This is a genomic window from Streptomyces sp. NPDC049879 (assembly GCF_044461265.1).
Classification (GTDB): Bacteria; Actinomycetota; Actinomycetes; order Streptomycetales; family Streptomycetaceae; genus Streptomyces.
In genome coordinates this window covers 1-16,598 of sequence record NZ_JBITKT010000010.1, presented here as the reverse complement: position 1 = coordinate 16,598, position 16,598 = coordinate 1, and the positions used below count along the sequence as shown (strand labels likewise).

The following is a 16,598-nucleotide window of genomic DNA, read 5'->3' as shown; positions in this document are numbered from 1 at the left end:
CCGCGAGCGGCCCCCCGCGGGTCACTCCTCGGGCGCCCGCGTCCTGCTGCCGCGACCGGTCAGGTCCTCCAGCAGGGCGCGGCGCATCTCGTCCGGGCTCCGCTCGACGCGCGGGACGGCGTGCGTCCGCCAGTCGTCCGCCATCCGCTGGAGCGCCTCGCCGACCGCGCGGTGCATCAGCCGCCGCGTGACCCGCAGCGGCACGGCCGCGACCAGCCGCCCGAGCCGCCGGCCCCGTACGGTCGTGGCGATGTCGAGGCGCCAGCCGCCGTCCCTGCCCGGCCTGGGCACGACGACGGTGGTCGCCTGGAGCAGCGGGTGCCGCATGAGGACGGTCAGCGCGGGGCGGCTGCGGGCGCCGGCGCCCGCCCCCGAGCCGAGGTGCCCCCCGGCCGCTTCCCACCACCGGTCGAAGTCCAGCTCCGCGCGCAGCGCGAACCAGCGCATCCGCCGCCGCCCGCCGTCCGGGCGCGTCAGCTCCCCGCGCAGCACGAACCGCACGTTCGTCGGCCGCTCCGCGCTGCGCAGCCGCAGCTCGGCGCTGCCCCGCGAGGGCGGCTCGTGCCGCTCCGCCTCGTACCGCACGGCGGTGGCGGTGGAGCGGTCCCACTCCAGCACCGTCAGCCGGTCGGCGGGCGGGCCGGTCCCCTCCTGCACGGGCCCGGGGACGGAGTACTGCGCCCCCGGCCGCGCGTGCTCTCCCGAGCGCAGCACGACGTCGGGGACGGGCCTGCCGTCCTCCGTGACGAGCCTGGCGTCCTCGACGCGCAGGGATTCGATCACGTCGTGGAGCACACGGAACGCGTCCTCCACCTGGCCGCGCGCGACCGGGGCCAGGTCGATGGTGTGCCGTAGTCGAGCCATGAGCGCATCCTGCCGTAACGATCAGATCCTGTGCAGCTCCCACAGCCGCCACACACCGCTGTTGGAGGCGAGCTGCTGGATTCCCGCGATGTCGGTCGTGCTGATGGTGACGCGGGTCTCCTGCCAGATCGGGATCACCGGCGCCTCGGCGGCGGCCAGTTCGTGGATGCGCTCGAAGTCGCCCGCGACCCGGCCGCGGTTCACGACGCCCCTGGTGTCCTCGATCATCGCGTTGATGGTGTCGCTGCTGAAGTGGGTGGTCAGGGCGTCCACCGGGCCGACGAGGTTGTCGGTGAACGTCGCGGGGTCGGGGAAGTCGGCCGCGAAGCTCAGCAGGTAGGCGTCGAAGGCCCGTTCGCCGAAGAGGGTGGGCACGAACTCGGACCAGTCGTAGTAGGTCGTGGTGACCTCGAAGAGGCCCGACTCGTTCAGCGTCTCCGCGATGAACTCGGCCTCGGCGGTGTTCGCCGCGCCGCGGGAGTACGCCAGGTCGAACTGCACCGGCAGTTCGAGGCCCGCGTCGAGCATCTCCTGCCGCACGTCGTCCACGTCCATGTCGTAGTACAGGTCGTAGAACGGCGTCGAGTGGCCCGTGAAGCCCGCCGGGATCAGCGAGTAGAGCGACTCCACCGTGTCGTGCTGCACGCGCCGGGCGATGCCCTCGCGGTCGATCAGGGCGGCGACGGCGCGGCGGGCGGCGCGGGAGCCGAACGTGCGGTCCTCGTCCGTGTTGAAGCCCATGACACGGGTGTTGGCGCCCGCCTGCTCGGCGAAGGCGATGTCCGGGTCGCTGCGGTTGAGGTCCGCCATGGCCTCCGGGGGCATGACGCCGCCGTTGACGTCGATCTCCTCGTTCTCCCACGCGTCGGCGAGCTGCTGGTCGGCCGTGGGGCCGTCGCCCTGCTGCACGAAGTACCGGACGGTGATGGGGGCCTGGCCGGCGGTGGCGGCGCCGCTGTAGTCGGGGTTGGGCGCCAGCTCGGCGACCTCGTCCGCCACGTAGCGGGTGAGCACGAACGGTCCCGAGCCGACGACCGACTCGTCCGAGTGCAGGTCCAGCTCCTGGTAGCTCTGCCGGTCCACGATGGCACCGGCGGCGCCCGCCACGATGAAGGGGAACGTGGCGTCGGGCTGGTTCAGTTCGAAGATGATGTCCTGGCCGTCGGTGCGGACGGCGTCGAGGCTGCCCAGCAGGGCGGCGGGACCGGCGAAGGCGAACTTCTCGTCCTCCGGGATGGTGTCGTCCTCCGCCTCGCGCGCCGCGCGGGCCGCCATGCCGATGATGCGCTCGTACGAGAACTTGACGTCGTCGGGCGTCATCGCGTTGCCGTTGCTGAAGGTCAGGTCGTCCCGGAGCGTGCAGCGGAAGACCGTCAGCTCCTCGTCGCTGAACTCGCACTCCTCGGCGGCGTCGGGGACCGGCTGCTCCTTGCCGGGGATGAACGTCAGCAGGGACTGGAAGAGGTTGCTGGTCAGCGCCCACGAACCGATGTCGTACGCGCCCGCCGGGTCGAGCACCGTCGGCGCCATCGTCGTGCCCACGACGATGGGCTCCTCCTCGCCGTCCCGCGTCTGGTACCAGGCCCAGCCGCCCACCCCCGCGACCACCAGCACCATGGCAAGAACGATGCCTATCGCCCCTCGACCCTTCATCCGTCGCACCCGGCGCGCCCTTTCTCGTAAGGATGTGCGGGGCAAGCCAACCACAAGGGCGCGGGGCGTTGGAGCGGCGGGAGGTCACGGTGTGGGCGCGTTTGGGGTCCGATCGCCACAGAACGCCCACGGGTGCGCCCCGGGCGGCGCGCCGGGCGGACGCGGCGCGGGCGGGCCTGGCCGTGGGGTGCCGGGCCCGGCCGGGACGCCGCGGGTCACTCCTGGACGGCGCCCGGCACGTCCATGCGGAACTCGACCTCCACCGAACGCCCTTCGAGCCGCACGGCCACGCTCTGGCTGCCGAGCTGCGGCGAGAAGGCCGCCAGGAGGTATTCGCCGTGCTCAGGGGCGGTGACGGTGAACGCGCCGTCGTCCGCGCTGCGCGTCTTCACGAGATGTCGGCCGCCGTCCGGCGCACTCAGCGTCACCACCGCGCGCGGGAGCGCGACGCCCAGCGCGTCGCGCACGCGCCCCCGGATGACGAGCGCCTCCGCCACTTCCACGTCCAGTCCCACGTCCTCCGACATTCCCCACTCACTCCTCTGTGCCGCGATGCCAGCCGTTTCCATCACGCTGTCAGTTTGTGCCCAGCTTGTTATCAAGGACACCAACTCGGCGCGAATAGTTGACCCGTGCGGCGATCCGAGACGTAAACCGGACAATCCGATGAGCAGCCAGTCATAGACGTCATGGGGTCCGCAGCTCGATGACCGTGATGTCCGGATCGGCCGCCACCCGCACCGGCGGGCCCCACGCACCCGCGCCCCTGCTGACGTACAGCTGCGTGTCGCCGTACCGCTCCAGGCCCGCCAGCGTCGGGTTGGCGGCGCCCGCGATGTAGGTGAGCGGCCACATCTGGCCACCGTGCGTGTGCCCGGAGAGCTGGAGGTCCACGCCCCAGTCCACCGTGTCGTGGATCATCACCGGCTGGTGCGCCATCAGGACGGTCGCCCGCGAGCGGTCGCGGTCGCCGAGCGCCGCCTCGTAGTCGGGCCCGCCGAAGTCGCTGCCCTCGCCGCTGATGTCGTTCACCCCGGCCAGCTCGAAGTACGGCAGCCCGGCGCGCTCGTTCGCCAGCGGGATCAGGCCCAGCTCCCGCACGTGGTCCATCCAGGCGGCGGTCTCCACGTAGTACTCGTGGTTGCCGGTGACGAAGTACGTGCCGTCCGGGGCGCGCAGGTCGGCCATCGGCGCGACGGCGGACCGCAGGTCGTCCACCTCGGCGTCCACCAGGTCGCCGACGACCGTGATCAGGTCCGGCTGCGTGCGGTTCACCGCGTCCACGACGCGGCGGCAGTGCGATCCGCCCAGTATCGGGCCGAGGTGGATGTCGCTGACGACGGCGATGCGGTAGCGGTCGGCGGCGCGCGGCAGCTTGGGCAGGGTCACGCTGACGTGCTTGGTGCGCAGGTTGCGCGCGTTGGCGACGCCGTAGCCGAGCGTCCCGGCGGCGACGAGGCCCGCGCCGATCGCGATGCCGCGCGAGACGACGAGCCGCCGCCCCGGCGCGTCGGGGACGGCGTGCGCCTCGACATCGGCGGCGCCCTCCTCGGCGGCGTCCTCCGCCACGGCCGGAGCCGTCCCGGCGGGCACCGCGTCCCCGGCCCGTACGGCACCCGGCGCGTCCGCGCGCGCCGCGTCCCGGCGGCGCAGCAGCCGCAGCACCAGCGGCCTGACCGCCTCCCCCACGAGCAGCGACAGCACCAGGTAGAGGACCGCAACGATCCAGACAAATCCCGGCCACGCCAGATAGGGCTGCACGGCGAACGGCAGCCCCAGCTGCCGCCCCGCGAAGGCGAACGGGACGGTCACGGCGAGCACGACCAGCGCCGCCGTCGCCGCCCGCCGGTAGACGCCGCCCGGCGCCGACACGTCCCGGACCAGGCGTTTCCACAGATACCAGTGGATCGCGGCCAGGAGCAGCGACATCGGGATGAGCATGAGAACCAACGGATGTGCCCCCTCTTCAGCCCTGGTGGGCGGCTGTGGCCCAGTATGCGGCGCGCGGGGTTCGCCCGGTTGACCGGCCCCGCTCACCGATTCGGGCCTCTCCACTGGTCCTGACGCGGTGGGACCCCGGTAAGTTCACCGTGTGCCGTTCAATCGCTCGTCCTCTTGTCGGACTCCCGTTCGCACCGCGCTCGCGGCGGTCCTCGCCACGCCCGCGCTCGTCCTGGCCGCCGCGGGACCGGCGGCCGCCGACGACACGGACCGGTCCGACCGGTCCGACCGGTCCGCGGTCGGCGGCGAACTGCTCGCCGCCACGGGCACCCAGGTACGGCCCGCCCCCGGCGCGCCCGCCCTGCCCGACGACCTGACCTCCGAGTCCTGGATAGTCGCCGACGCGGAGACCGGCGACGTCCTCGCCGCGCACGACGCGCACCGGCCCATGCCCCCGGCCAGCACGCTCAAGATGCTGTTCGCCGACACGGTGCTGCCGGCGTTCGACCGCGGGGAGATCTACCGCGCCGAGCCCGAGCACTTCGCGTCCCTGGGCGCGGGCAGCAGCGCCGTGGGCATCGCCGACGGCCAGACGTACACCGTCGAGGACCTGTGGCACGGCGTCTTCCTCGCCTCGGGCAACGACGCGGTGGCCGCGCTGACCGCCATGAACGGCGGCCTGGAGACCACCGTCGCCCAGATGAACGACCGCGCCGAGGAGCTGCAGGCGGGCGACACCCACGTCGTCAGCCCCGACGGCTACGACGCCGACGGGCAGACCTCCTCCGCCTACGACCTCACCCTCATCGCGCGCGACGCCATGCAGAACGCCGACTTCCGCGAGTACGTCTCCACCCCGTCCGCCGACTTCCCCGGCGCGGGCGAGGGCGCGGACCGCGAGACGTACGAGATCCAGAACACCAACCGCCTCCTCGTCGGCGCGCCGGGCCTCGCCCCGTACGAGGGCCTGGCGGGCGTCAAGAACGGCTACACCTCCGAGGCGGGCCACACCTTCACCGGCGTCGCCGAGCGCGACGGCCGCGTCCTCCTCGTCACGGCGATGAAGCCCGAGGACGGCGACTCGCTGGCCGTCTACCGGGAGAGCGCGTCGCTGCTCGACTGGGGCTTCGCGGCGGCCGGGTCCGTCGAGCCGGTCGGCACGCTGGTGCCGCCGCTGAGCGAGGAGGCCGCGCAGGACGCCGACGGCTCGGGCGGCACCGGCACCGCGACCACCGACGGCGCGGGCGGCGACGGCGCGCCCGGCTCCGGCCAGGCGGGCGGGTCCGACGCCGCGCTCGACGGCGCCGCCCCGGCGGGCGGCTCCGGCGTCGGCGCCCTCACGGTCCTGGGGGTGACGGCGGGCGGTCTCGCGGTGCTGGCGGGGGCGGCGTATCTGTTCCACCGCACTCATCCTCTGGCGGGTCTTCCAGGGCGTCGGCGCAAGGACGCTCCCCCGGAGTGACGCCGGTGGCGGTCCACGCGCAGCACACCAGCAGCAGCTTCGCCATGAGGTTGATCCACACCAGCAGGGCGATCGGCACGCCGAACGCGCCGTACACGTTCCGCGTCGCCACCTGCGTCAGGTAGCCGCTGATCAGCAGCTTCAGCAGCTCGAAGCCGACCGCGCCGATGACGCACGCCACGACGACGTCCCGGCGCGGCGGCCGGACGCCCGGCAGCCACACCAGCACGTACGACAGCAGCAGGAACGTCACGCCCATCGCGCCCGCGTACGCCGCGATCTGGATCAGGACGCCGCCGGGACCGTGCTCCGCGAGCGACCGCACGATGTTCAGCGCGAGCGCCGAGGCGGTCAGCGAGACGAGGACGACGGCCCCGAGGCCCGCGAGGACCCCGACGTCCTTGCCGCGCCGCAGGAAGAGGTTGTCCTCCGGGTCCGGCAGGTCCCACACCGCGCGCAGGCAGCCGCGCAGCGAGTCCACCCAGCTCGCGCCGGTGGGGAGGACCAGGACCAGCGAGATGACGCCGATGGTGCCCGCGTTGTCGAACAGCGAGCGCAGGTGCAGCTGGTCGGCGATGCCGGGCACCTGGTCGGTCACCCAGTCCTCGATCGTGTCCAGCTGCCCGTCCGTCAGCAGCGCGGCGCCGATCGCGCCGACGAGCCCGAGGACCGGGAAGAGCGTCACGAAGCTGGTGAACGTGATGGCCGCCGCGAGACGGCTCCAGTTCCGCGCGTCCAGATGCTCGTACACGTGCCACACGCGCGTGCGGAAGAACCACGCCGCCAGTGGTCCGATCCACGGCAGCCGGGTCAGTGTCTCCATTGCGCCGCCCACGCTAGGACGGTGTGCCCCGTGAAACGGTTCTGACACGCCCCGTGTCCGGAGCGCGCCGCGCGGGCGTCGCGTCACTCCACGCCGGCGAGCGGCTCCCGTACGGGCGGCGCGGCGCGCGGCGCCGTGAAGCGGAACTCGCGGCACAGCCGCCAGACGCCGGACGCGTCCTGTTCGTAGAGCGAGAAGCCGGTGACCGTCCACGCCGCCTCGTACGCGGCCAGCTCCGCCTGCGCGCGGTCCATGGCGTCCTCGGCGATGCCGTGGGCGACCGTCACGTGCGGGTGGTAGGGGTACGGCAGTTCGCGCGCCAGCGGCCCGCCGCGCTCGCGCACGGCGGCCTGGAGCCCGGCGCACGCCGTCCCGCCCTCGGCGACGCGCACGAACACCACGGGCGTCAGCGGGCGGAACGTGCCGGTGCCCGACAGCCGCATGACGAACGGCCGCCCCGCCGCGGCGACGCCCGCCAGGTGCTCCTCGATGCGCGGCAGCTCCGCCTCGTCGGCGCCGGTCGGCGGCAGCAGCGTGACATGGGTGGGGATTCCGGCCGCGGCGGCGTCACCGAAGCCGAGGCGGCGGCGCTGGAGGCGGCTGCCGTGCGGTTCGGGGACGGCGATCGAGACGCCGAGCGTGACGGTCACCGGCGGATCACTCCCTTCTCGCGGGCATGCCCCGCGTACGCCCCCGCCCAGTGTCGCCCCGGCCGGGACGGGCGGCCAGGGTCGTTCGGCCCGGCGCCCCCCGGCCGGGCCCGTCAGCGGGCGGGCGGCAGGAAGCCGACCCGCTCGTACACCGCGTCCAGCGTCGGCGCGGCCATCTCCCGGGCCTTGGCGGCGCCGCGCGCGAGCAGCCTGTCCAGCTCGGCCGGGTCGTCGAGGAACCCGAGGGTCCGGTCGCGGAAGGGCGCCACCCACTCGGTGAACACCTCGGCCACCTCGGTCTTCAGCGCCCCGTACAGCCGCCCCTCGAACTTCTGCTCAAGCTCCTGGACGGTCAGCCCGGTCAGCGCCGAGTAGATCGCCAGCAGGTTGCTCACCCCCGGCTTGGCCACCCGGTCGTAGCGGACCTCGGTCCCCGTGTCCGTCACCGCGCTGCGGAACTTCTTCGCCGACGCCTTCGGCTCGTCCATCAGCCAGACGATGCCCTTGGCCGAGGACGCCGACTTGCTCATCTTGACGGACGGCTCCTGCAGGTCCTGGATCTTCGCCGTGTCCTTCAGGATGTACGCGCCCGGCAGTGTGAACGTGTCGCCGAAGCGCGCGTTGAAGCGCTGCGCGACGTCCCGGGTCAGCTCGATGTGCTGCCGCTGGTCCTCGCCCACCGGCACGCGCTCGGCGTGGTAGAGCAGGATGTCGGCGGCCATCAGCATGGGGTACGTGAAGAGGCCGACGGTCGTGGCGTCCGAGCCCTGCTTGGCCGACTTGTCCTTGAACTGCGTCATCCGCGACGCCTCGCCGAAGCCCGTGATGCAGTTGATCACCCACGCCAGCTGCGTGTGCTCCGGCACATGGCTCTGGATGAACAGCGTGCACCGCTCCGGGTCCACCCCGGCGCCGAGCAGCTGCGCGGCGGCCAGCCGGCTGGACTCGCGCAGCGCCGCCGGGTCCTGCGGGATGGTGGCGGCGTGCAGGTCCACGACGGAGTAGACCGCGTCGTACGTCTCCTGCAGCTCGACCCACTGGCGCACGGCGCCGAGGTAGTTGCCGAGGTGGAAGGACCCGGCCGTGGGCTGGATGCCGGAGAAGACGCGGAGACGATCAGTGGCCATGGGCCCATTCTCTCAGGTCCCCCTGACAACCGGCCCCGGCCCCGCACGCCCGTACGGCGCCGCCCGCCGCATGGCGCGGGAAGCCGTTCGGTTAACCTGGCGGCGGCCCCGGACCCTCGCCGCCTGAACCGTTCCGACCTCGGAAGGCCACTCATCATGCCCCGCACCCCCGTCAACGTGACCGTCACCGGCGCCGCCGGCCAGATCGGCTACGCCCTCCTCTTCCGGATCGCCTCCGGACACCTGCTCGGCCCGGACACCCCGGTGCGCCTGCGGCTGCTGGAGATCACCCCGGCCCTCGGCGCCGCCGAGGGCACCGCCATGGAGCTGGACGACTGCGCGTTCCCGCTGCTGAGCGGCATCGACATCAGCGACGACCCGAACGTCGCCTTCGACGGCACGAACGTCGCCCTCCTCGTCGGCGCCCGCCCCCGTACCAAGGGCATGGAGCGCGGCGACCTGCTGGAGGCGAACGGCGGCATCTTCAAGCCGCAGGGCCGGGCCATCAACGACCACGCGGCCGACGACGTGAAGGTCCTCGTCGTGGGCAACCCGGCGAACACCAACGCTCTCATCGCCCAGGCCGCCGCCCCCGACGTCCCGGCGGAGCGCTTCACCGCGATGACCCGCCTGGACCACAACCGGGCGCTGACGCAGCTGGCGAAGAAGACCGGCACGGCCGTGGACGAGATCCGCCGCCTGACCATCTGGGGCAACCACTCGGCGACCCAGTACCCGGACATCTTCCACGCCGAGGTCGCGGGCCGTAACGCCGCCGAGGCCGTGAACGACGAGAAGTGGCTGGCCGAGGACTTCATCCCGACCGTCGCCAAGCGCGGCGCGGCGATCATCGAGGCCCGCGGCGCGTCCTCCGCCGCGTCGGCCGCGAACGCCGCCATCGACCACGTCCACACGTGGGTGAACGGCACCGCCGAGGGCGACTGGACCTCGATGGCCGTCCCGTCCGACGGTTCGTACGGCGTCCCCGAGGGCCTGATCTCGTCGTTCCCGGTGACCACGTCCGCCGGTGCGTACAGCATCGTGCAGGGCCTGGAGATCAACGACTTCTCGCGCTCCCGGATCGACGCGTCCGTCCAGGAGCTGGCCGACGAGCGCGAGGCCGTCCGCGGACTCGGCCTGCTCTGACAGAACCCGCCGACACCTGTGGCCCCGGACACGCTCCCGGGGCCACACTGCGTGGTGTCGCGTCCGCCGTCACGCCAGAAGGAACCCACACCATGCGCCGCATACGTCATCCGCTGTTCGCCGGGGTGGGCGCGCTGAGCCTGCTGGCCACCAGCGCCTGCGGCCTCGCCGACCGGGTCCCTGGCGCGGGCGGCGGCGAACCGGCGGCCGATCCGGTCCGCATCGCCGTCCCCGAGTGGCCGGGCGGCCAGGCGAACGCGGCGGTGGTCGCGTACGTGCTGGAGAACGAGCTGGAGATACCCGTCGAGCGGGTCTACGTGCCGCAGGAGCAGGCGTGGGACGGGCTCGGCACGGGCGACGTGGACGCGATCCTGGAGGACTGGGGCGCGCTGCCGGACCTGCGGGACATGTACGTGGACCGGCGCGAGACGGCGGTGGACGCGGGCCCGCTCGGCATCACGGGGCACGTCGGCTGGTACGTGGCGGGCGACACGGACTTCGCCGCCGACCACCCGGACGCGCTCGACTGGCGGCACCTCAACGAGTACGCGGACGCCCTCGGCGGCGAACTGCTGCACGGCGACCCGCAGTTCACGACGCGCGACGACGACATCATCGCCGACCTCGGCCTGGACATCACCCCGGTCGCGGCGGGCAGCGAGGACGCCCTGATCGAACGGATAGCCGCCGCGAAGCAGACCGGCGAACCGGTCCTCACCTACCTGTGGCAGCCCCACTGGCTGGCCTCCGAGGTCGAACTCTCCGAGGTCCAGCTCCCCGGCTACTACCCGCGCATAGAACTGCGCAAGTACTTGAACACCGAGTTCTCCGAGGACGGCGGCCGGGCCGCCGACTTCCTGCGCGCGTTCACGTGGAGCGAGGCCGACCAGAACGAGGTGGCGGGCCTGATGGCAGGCGAGGGCCTGAGCCCGACAGCAGCCGCGGAACGCTGGGCCACCGACCACCCCACCGAAATCGCCACCTGGACCGACGGCCTCTGACACGGCCCACCGGCGCCGTCGGCATCTCAGCGATCGTCCTCCTCCTCCGGCGGCGACGCGTCCACCTCACCGTCCGCCTCGCCGTGCGGGCGGCCATGGGCCGGCACCTCCTCGGCAGGCCGTCCGGTGAACAGGCCGTTCGACGGCTGCTGATCCATCTGGGGACTCCTTCCCTGCGGGTTCCCCGCGGGACGGGAACCGCCCCGGCGGGCGATGACGCCCGGGGGCACGGACACCAGGGAAGCGCGATGTCCCGCGCCGGGGGAGGCTCACAAGAGGGGCCGAAAACTCACAAGGGGACCGAAAAGCCCGGCACTTGTCCTACGCTCGGCGAGGAAGCGGTGACGTTCCATCACGAGAGGACGACGCAGTGACCCGTTCACCCAACACCTCACTCGCCGCCCTCGTCACCGCCTCCGGCGCCAGCCACAAGGCGCTGGCGCACCGCGTCAACCAGCTCGCGGCCGCGGCCGGCCGCCCGACCTCCTACACGCACACGAGCGTGGTGAACTGGCTCGACGGCATGGTCCCGCGGCAGCCCGCCCCCGCCATGCTCGCCCAGGCGCTGGGGGAACGGCTCGGCCGCGCGGTCGACGTCGCCGAGATCGGCCTGGCCGCCCAGGGCCCGGGTGGCGACAGCGGGCTGGAGTTACCCCGTGATCCCGCCGACGCCGCACAGCGGGCGTCGGAATTCTGGAGAGACATGCACCGCCGCACTTTCGGCCGGGCGTTCGCCGTCAGCGCCTACACCCTGCCCGTCACACGCTGGCTGATCCAGCCCGCCGCCGCCCACACCCCCGCCCAGGGCGGTGGCCGACGTGTCGGGCAGCGCGACCTGGACGAGTTGTGGGAGCACGCCGAGCAGGCACGGCAGTGGGACGCCCGCCACGGCGGCGGCACCTGGCGCACGAGCCAGGTCGTGGACTGCCTGACCACCCGCGCGGCCCCCCTGCTCGCCGGACGCGCCACCCAGCAGATCACCGACGGCCTGTACTCCGCCACGGCCGAACTCTCCCGGCTCGTCGGCTGGGCCGCGTTCGACTCCGGGGAACACGCCCTCGCACAGAGGCACTTCGTCCAAGCGCTCAGCCTGGCACGCGCCGGGGGCAACGCCGAGCTGGGCGCGTACGTCCTGGCGACCATGGCGCTCCAGACGATGCGCCGCGGCTACCCGGACGAGGCCATCGACATGGCGCAGGGCGCGGTCCAGCGCGCCGGCCGCGACGCCACACCCCGCGTGCTCGCGTTCGCCCGCCTCATCGAGGCCCGCGCCCACGCCAGGACCGGCGACGAACGCGCGGCCACGCGCGCCCTGTCCGCCTGCGAACACCTCCTCGACACCGCACGCGAACGGCAATCCCCCACGTATATCGCCTACTTCGGCCCCGCCCGCATGGCGAGCGACGCGGTGGAGATCTACCGCGACCTCGGAAAACCACGCGTCGCCGCCGGATGGGACGCCCAGTGCGCCATGCCCGCGGGCCACACCCGCGCCGTCGGCCTGCGCCTGTCCGTCACCGCCACGGCACACCTCCAGGCACGCGACCTCGACCAGGGCCTCACCGTCGCACGCCGCGCGGTGGACATCCTCTCCGGCGTCTCCTCCGCACGAGCCCGCGAATACATCGAGGACATCCACACGGCCCTCACCCCCTGGTCCCGCGACCCCCGCGTCCAGACATGGCAGACCCACACCCGCCGCCAGCTGGCAGGAAACCCCTGAGACGGCGCAGCCGTGCGGACATCGGGTGGCCGACCGAGGTTGCTGGCGGTCGATGTCGAGGGCCACGGCGCGGCACCGACCGATCTGGTGGAGGTCGCGACGTTGCCGGGCACTCCGGTCACTCCTTCGGCGAAACGAACCGACAGCTCACGCGGGAGGATCACCCGCTTGTGGTGGAGTCGCCGGATTGTGGTGGGTCAGCGCAGGTAGGTGCGCTGCCACTCGGCGGAGGACATTCCCTGGGCGGCGTCGGCCAGGGCGATGGCTGAGGGGGTCGTGAGCATGGCCCTGGTGCTGGTGACCCATTCCTGGGCGTTCTTGTAGCCCTGTTCCAGGTATTCGAGTCCCTGGATCATGCACTCCAGCTTGTCCGCGTCGTGGGCGACGAGGACTTCGAGGGAGTCGCCGTTCTCGTACTCGTCCACGATCGCCTGGATTCCGGCGGCGACGGCCGGGTGGGCGTCGGCCACCTGGTCCGCCGTGACGTCCTCGTTCCTGGCAGCGGTGAGGTAACGCCGTCCGATCCACGGGATGTCACCGACCCGGGTCTCCTGCGTGTCGTGGAACGTGCACAGCAGGGCGACCTTCGCGGGATCGGCCCCTTCGAGCATCGCCAGCATGGACCCGATGACCGCCGTGCGGAAACTGTGTTCGGCGATCGTCTCCGGGTCCTTCACCCCCGCGATCCACCACCCACTGCGCTTGCCGCGCTTGAGCGCGCCCATTTCCATGAGATAGCCGACCGAACCACGGGCGTGCCGCTCGTCCATCGCCGGACGTCCTTCCGGTAGATCATGCTCCGGCCAGCCGTAGCCGCGGCGGGGCTGGTGGGGTGGGGTCAGGTGGCGGGGTGGTCGAGGGCTCCCGCCTTGACGGCCGTGATGAAGGCGGTGAATTCGGCGTGGGTGTAGCGCTGGGGTGTCAGGCCGGGGGACTTGGAGTCCTGTACGGCCACACCGCCGACGATGGCCATCAGCTCGACGCAGTTGTCCATGTTCCCGTTGCTGAACGACGACTTGAACCACTCCCCGCCGAGAGGGGCGTCGTGAAGTTCTTCCTTCTCGGGGCTCATCATCAGATCTCTTTCTCAATGGCTTGCACGAGCTTGATGGTCTCCTCCGGGCTCAAGGCGTGCTCCGCGAGGTCGTTGAACCGCCGCCGCGCCTGCCGGACTTCCGCCGGTTCGTCGTGCAGCACGTCTCCAGCAAGTCTCTCCTGGGACACAACGCTGCGGTTCTCGCTGCCCGGGAAGTCGATGATGGTGAACGAGGCGCTGGTGATGCTCGGCGCTCCGGCGGTGTGGGGAATGACGCGCAGCGTGACGTTGGGGCGGCGGGCCATCGCGGCGACGTGCTGGAGCTGCTGTCGCATCACGGTCGGGCCGCCCACGACGGCGCGGACGGCCGACTCCAGGCAGATGGCATCCAGGACCACGGGGTTCTTCCGCGCGAGGACGCCCTGCCGCTTGAGGCGCGATTCGGTGAAGACAAGGCGGCGTTCGGTGCTCTCGTGCTTCTGGCCGAACGCGGCGATGGCTTCGATGTACTGCTGTGTCTGGAGGAGGCCGGGCAGATAGGTGCCCGCGTGAGTGGACAGCCGCTCGGCCGCGTCCTCGACGTAGAAGTAGCGGTACGAGTCGCCGTGGAACAGGTCGCGGTAACGCTGGTCCTCCCACCAGGCGCGGCCGTACGACCGGCCCTGCGCGATCTTCGCCTGGAGCGCGGCTGCCTCGTCGGTGTCCGCGCCGTACAGGCCGAGCAGCACCTTGAGTTGCCGGTCGGTGGGGAAGGCCCGGCCGCGCTCGATCTTGCTGACGGTGAACCGCGACACCTTCAGCTTCGCCGCCGCGTCATCCTGCCGCAGCCCGGCACGACCGCGCAGACGCTGCAATTCCTCCCCCACCTCACGCATGGCGAAGATCGCATTCGTGTCGCCGGTGACGGACACGGCCTTCCTCCCGACGGCGGGTCACGGACGGGAATCAGCGTACCGATCCGGCTCGTTCGAGGGTCCGTTCCCAGCAGTGCCACTCGTACGAAGTACATGGCCGGCACGGGAGGTTGCCCAGGAAGTCACATGACTCAGGCTGGGCACTCGCACGCGGCGAGTCCAGGCGAGGCGCGCCCCGCCACGACCTCCCGAGCGGTCACCGTGCTGCGAAGGTGTCGGTGGCGACGGCACCCAAGAACGTGTCCCATGCCCCACGCGAGACGCGGGTGGCGGGGATGTCCAGGTTCTTGGAGTCACGAACGGCGACGCCAGCCATGCCGAAGAGTTCGGCCACCTCGACGCAGTTGCCGTTGTTCACCGTACGTGAGCTCTTACGCCACTCCGCACTGGAAAGGTCGGCCGCGTACAGGTCGGCCCGAGTGTTCATCTACCTGGTCTCTTTCTCGATACGTTCCACCAGTTCGAGGCTACCTTCCTTCGAAAGGGCTGCCTCGGCAAGGTTTTTGTGCAGCCGGTTCAAGCGGCGGAGGGTGGTCGGGTCATCGCGAAACGTGGTGCGCTCCACGGACTCCATGAAGGCCACGTCCGCATCCTTGCCACCCCCTGCTCCGAACAGGGTGAAAGCACCGGTAGCGCCGCCGTTCCCCAGCGCTTCGAACGGGATCACCCGTAGAGAGGCATGAGGCAAGGACGAGACAGCGCGGAGCGCACGCAGTTGCTCGCGCATCACCTCGACACTACCTGCCTGTGAGCGAAGCGCCGCTTCAGTCACCACCGCTTCGATGGCCAGGGGGTGCTCTTCGCGGAGCCGCTCCTGCCTGCGCATCTTGACCTCGACCAAGCTGTCAACTTGATCCGGTCCCAAGGGGGTGAATCCCGGTCCGCTGATGGCCCGCGCATACGATTCGGTCTGAAAGAGCGCGGGAATGGCGAGCGGCTGGTACTCCAAGCATGCGGCGGCCTCAGCCTCATACGTCAGGAACTCCGCGTAACTTGCGGTGATGACGTCGCTGTAGGCATCCCACCATGGTGCGACACGCTGTCTTCCTCGGATCATGAGTGCCTGAAGCTCTCGACGTTGCTCGTCGCCCACGTCGTACAGATCCATCAACGCGTCGAAGTCCCGCTGAGTACAGGCCCTTTTGCCCAGTTCGAGCCGACTGATCTTGGTCAGGTGGCAATCGAGGTGCCCTCCCACCTCCTCGGCCGTCAAACCGTGCTGATCCCGCAGGACGCGCAGCGCGTTGCCGAGCTTGCGCCGCGCGGCCAGCGGTCCACCGCTGGAGACGACAGCCATGCGTACCCCTTCGCTGATTCACCGTGAAGGTGAGATTACTCCGGAGGCTCACGGGTCGGCTCCCAAGTTTGACGAACACGTGAGCTAAAGCTTGGCTATTAGCCAAACTCTGGCTTGACGACGAGTCACGCGTTGGACATGCTGGGCTTCCGCACGCAACGGCGTCGGACGACCCCGCTGCGTGCACGGAACCGTGCTGCCCATGTCCGCGCTTCGCGGCTGGAGGTGTCTCATGCCCGTCATCACAGGATCGGCGACCGACGCAGAGGTGTTCGCCTGGGAATTACTGGCTCGGGCCCGGGGAATCGAGACGTGGCGGCGGACGCTCGTGCTGGTGCTGCGGGCGTGGGGTGCGTCGGATGCCACGGTCGAGACGGCCCGGATGGGGCTGTCGGAGCTGCTCTCCAACATCGTGCGGCACGCCGGTGACCCGTACTGCCGTCTCTCGGTGGTCATGAGCGGCGGGCGGGTGACGATCCGCGTGGAGGACCGGTCCCCCTGCGTGCCCGTCGTTCGTGAGCCTGCGTGGGACGCCGAGTCGGGGAGGGGACTGTGGATGCTCCAGATGATGTGTCAGGGCTTCGGGTGTGACCGCGAAGTCATCGGCAAGAGCATGTGGTTCAGCCTCGACCTCGACCCGGTGGACGAGGGGGCGGTGGCGTGATGGCGGCGCTGCGGTGTGTCGGGAGTGTCCTCGGGGTCGTGGCTGTGGTGGGTGGTGGTGTGCTGCTCGGGCTGGTCGTCGCGTTCCTCTACCTGCTGCGTGTGCTCGCCAGGGCCGGGAAGGACGAGGGGTGAGTGTGCAGGAGTGGTTGGTGGGTGCCTGCTGGTTCTGGTGTGGGCACCGGGTCACGCTCGTCACCCGCGTTGGGGATGTTGCGGTGGCGTCGCCGCCGGGTGAGGCGCCGCTGTATGCCTGTGGGCGGTGTGTGGAGCAGCTTGAGGCGTCCGTCGCTGATTT

At 71.4% G+C, this 16,598-nt stretch carries 17 protein-coding genes and 1 pseudogene; 5 read left to right on the top strand and 13 right to left on the bottom strand.

Annotated elements, in window-relative coordinates:
* Positions 1–21: 21 nt before the first annotated feature.
* From ACIBPC_RS27915 to ACIBPC_RS27900, 4 genes are all read right to left on the bottom strand, one after another.
* Positions 22–864, bottom strand: a complete 843-nt coding sequence (locus tag ACIBPC_RS27915) for a hypothetical protein (RefSeq protein WP_398848442.1) — start codon at positions 862–864, stop codon at positions 22–24.
* Between the two features lie 21 nt (positions 865–885).
* Entirely contained in the window at positions 886–2,481 is a 1,596-nt protein-coding gene (locus ACIBPC_RS27910; protein WP_398848440.1) for an ABC transporter substrate-binding protein, read from the bottom strand.
* Between the two features lie 251 nt (positions 2,482–2,732).
* Positions 2,733–3,044 carry a carboxypeptidase-like regulatory domain-containing protein gene (locus ACIBPC_RS27905; RefSeq protein ID WP_362964337.1) on the bottom strand — a complete coding sequence of 104 codons (312 nt, stop codon included), beginning with the start codon at positions 3,042–3,044 and terminating at the stop codon, positions 2,733–2,735.
* A gap of 160 nt (positions 3,045–3,204) precedes the next feature.
* Positions 3,205–4,458 (bottom strand): metallophosphoesterase, encoded by a 1,254-nt coding sequence (locus ACIBPC_RS27900; RefSeq protein ID WP_398848439.1) that lies wholly within the window; start codon positions 4,456–4,458, stop codon positions 3,205–3,207.
* A gap of 151 nt (positions 4,459–4,609) precedes the next feature.
* On the opposite strand from ACIBPC_RS27900, the pseudogene ACIBPC_RS27895 reads away from it, so the two are divergent.
* Positions 4,610–5,452, top strand: a pseudogene (locus ACIBPC_RS27895) (D-alanyl-D-alanine carboxypeptidase family protein); the annotation flags it as partial.
* Between the two features lie 343 nt (positions 5,453–5,795).
* Here ACIBPC_RS27895 and ACIBPC_RS27890 read toward each other — a convergent pair.
* The 3 genes from ACIBPC_RS27890 to trpS all read right to left on the bottom strand — a co-directional run bounded on the left by ACIBPC_RS27890 (position 5,796) and on the right by trpS (position 8,520).
* Positions 5,796–6,743 carry a YihY/virulence factor BrkB family protein gene (locus ACIBPC_RS27890; protein ID WP_398848437.1) on the bottom strand — a complete coding sequence of 316 codons (948 nt, stop codon included), beginning with the start codon at positions 6,741–6,743 and terminating at the stop codon, positions 5,796–5,798.
* Between the two features lie 83 nt (positions 6,744–6,826).
* Positions 6,827–7,393 carry a 2'-5' RNA ligase family protein gene (locus tag ACIBPC_RS27885; RefSeq protein WP_398848435.1) on the bottom strand — a complete coding sequence of 189 codons (567 nt, stop codon included), beginning with the start codon at positions 7,391–7,393 and terminating at the stop codon, positions 6,827–6,829.
* Positions 7,394–7,506: 113 nt separating this feature from the next.
* Positions 7,507–8,520 carry a tryptophan--tRNA ligase gene (gene trpS / locus ACIBPC_RS27880; RefSeq protein ID WP_362964345.1) on the bottom strand — a complete coding sequence of 338 codons (1,014 nt, stop codon included), beginning with the start codon at positions 8,518–8,520 and terminating at the stop codon, positions 7,507–7,509.
* 156 nt (positions 8,521–8,676) lie between these two features.
* On the opposite strand from trpS, the gene ACIBPC_RS27875 reads away from it, so the two are divergent.
* Positions 8,677–9,666, top strand: coding sequence for a malate dehydrogenase (locus tag ACIBPC_RS27875; protein WP_362964347.1), 990 nt, complete (start codon positions 8,677–8,679; stop codon positions 9,664–9,666).
* 92 nt (positions 9,667–9,758) lie between these two features.
* Entirely contained in the window at positions 9,759–10,667 is a 909-nt protein-coding gene (locus ACIBPC_RS27870; RefSeq protein WP_398848433.1) for a glycine betaine ABC transporter substrate-binding protein, read from the top strand.
* 26 nt (positions 10,668–10,693) lie between these two features.
* Here ACIBPC_RS27870 and ACIBPC_RS27865 read toward each other — a convergent pair whose 3' ends face one another.
* Entirely contained in the window at positions 10,694–10,825 is a 132-nt protein-coding gene (locus ACIBPC_RS27865; RefSeq protein WP_398848431.1) for a hypothetical protein, read from the bottom strand.
* A 212-nt stretch (positions 10,826–11,037) separates the two neighbouring features.
* Between ACIBPC_RS27865 and ACIBPC_RS27860 the strand changes: the two genes are divergently transcribed.
* Positions 11,038–12,390 (top strand): sporulation protein, encoded by a 1,353-nt coding sequence (locus ACIBPC_RS27860; protein WP_398848429.1) that lies wholly within the window; start codon positions 11,038–11,040, stop codon positions 12,388–12,390.
* A gap of 197 nt (positions 12,391–12,587) precedes the next feature.
* On the opposite strand, the gene ACIBPC_RS27855 is transcribed toward ACIBPC_RS27860, so the two are convergent.
* The 5 genes from ACIBPC_RS27855 to ACIBPC_RS27835 all read right to left on the bottom strand — a co-directional run bounded on the left by ACIBPC_RS27855 (position 12,588) and on the right by ACIBPC_RS27835 (position 15,637).
* Entirely contained in the window at positions 12,588–13,160 is a 573-nt protein-coding gene (locus tag ACIBPC_RS27855) for an HD family hydrolase (protein WP_398848427.1), read from the bottom strand.
* Positions 13,161–13,228: 68 nt separating this feature from the next.
* Complete coding sequence (locus ACIBPC_RS27850; protein ID WP_398848426.1) at positions 13,229–13,465, bottom strand: DUF397 domain-containing protein; 237 nt, start codon at positions 13,463–13,465, stop codon at positions 13,229–13,231.
* Positions 13,465–14,337 (bottom strand): helix-turn-helix domain-containing protein, encoded by an 873-nt coding sequence (locus ACIBPC_RS27845; RefSeq protein WP_398848424.1) that lies wholly within the window; start codon positions 14,335–14,337, stop codon positions 13,465–13,467. The genes ACIBPC_RS27850 and ACIBPC_RS27845 overlap by 1 nt, the downstream gene beginning before the upstream one ends.
* A gap of 199 nt (positions 14,338–14,536) precedes the next feature.
* Complete coding sequence (locus ACIBPC_RS27840; protein WP_398848422.1) at positions 14,537–14,767, bottom strand: DUF397 domain-containing protein; 231 nt, start codon at positions 14,765–14,767, stop codon at positions 14,537–14,539.
* Positions 14,768–15,637 (bottom strand): helix-turn-helix transcriptional regulator, encoded by an 870-nt coding sequence (locus ACIBPC_RS27835; protein ID WP_362964365.1) that lies wholly within the window; start codon positions 15,635–15,637, stop codon positions 14,768–14,770.
* 232 nt (positions 15,638–15,869) lie between these two features.
* Here ACIBPC_RS27835 and ACIBPC_RS27830 point away from each other — a divergent pair, with 232 nt between their 5' ends.
* Entirely contained in the window at positions 15,870–16,301 is a 432-nt protein-coding gene (locus ACIBPC_RS27830) for an ATP-binding protein (protein WP_362964367.1), read from the top strand.
* Positions 16,302–16,598: the final 297 nt, after the last annotated feature.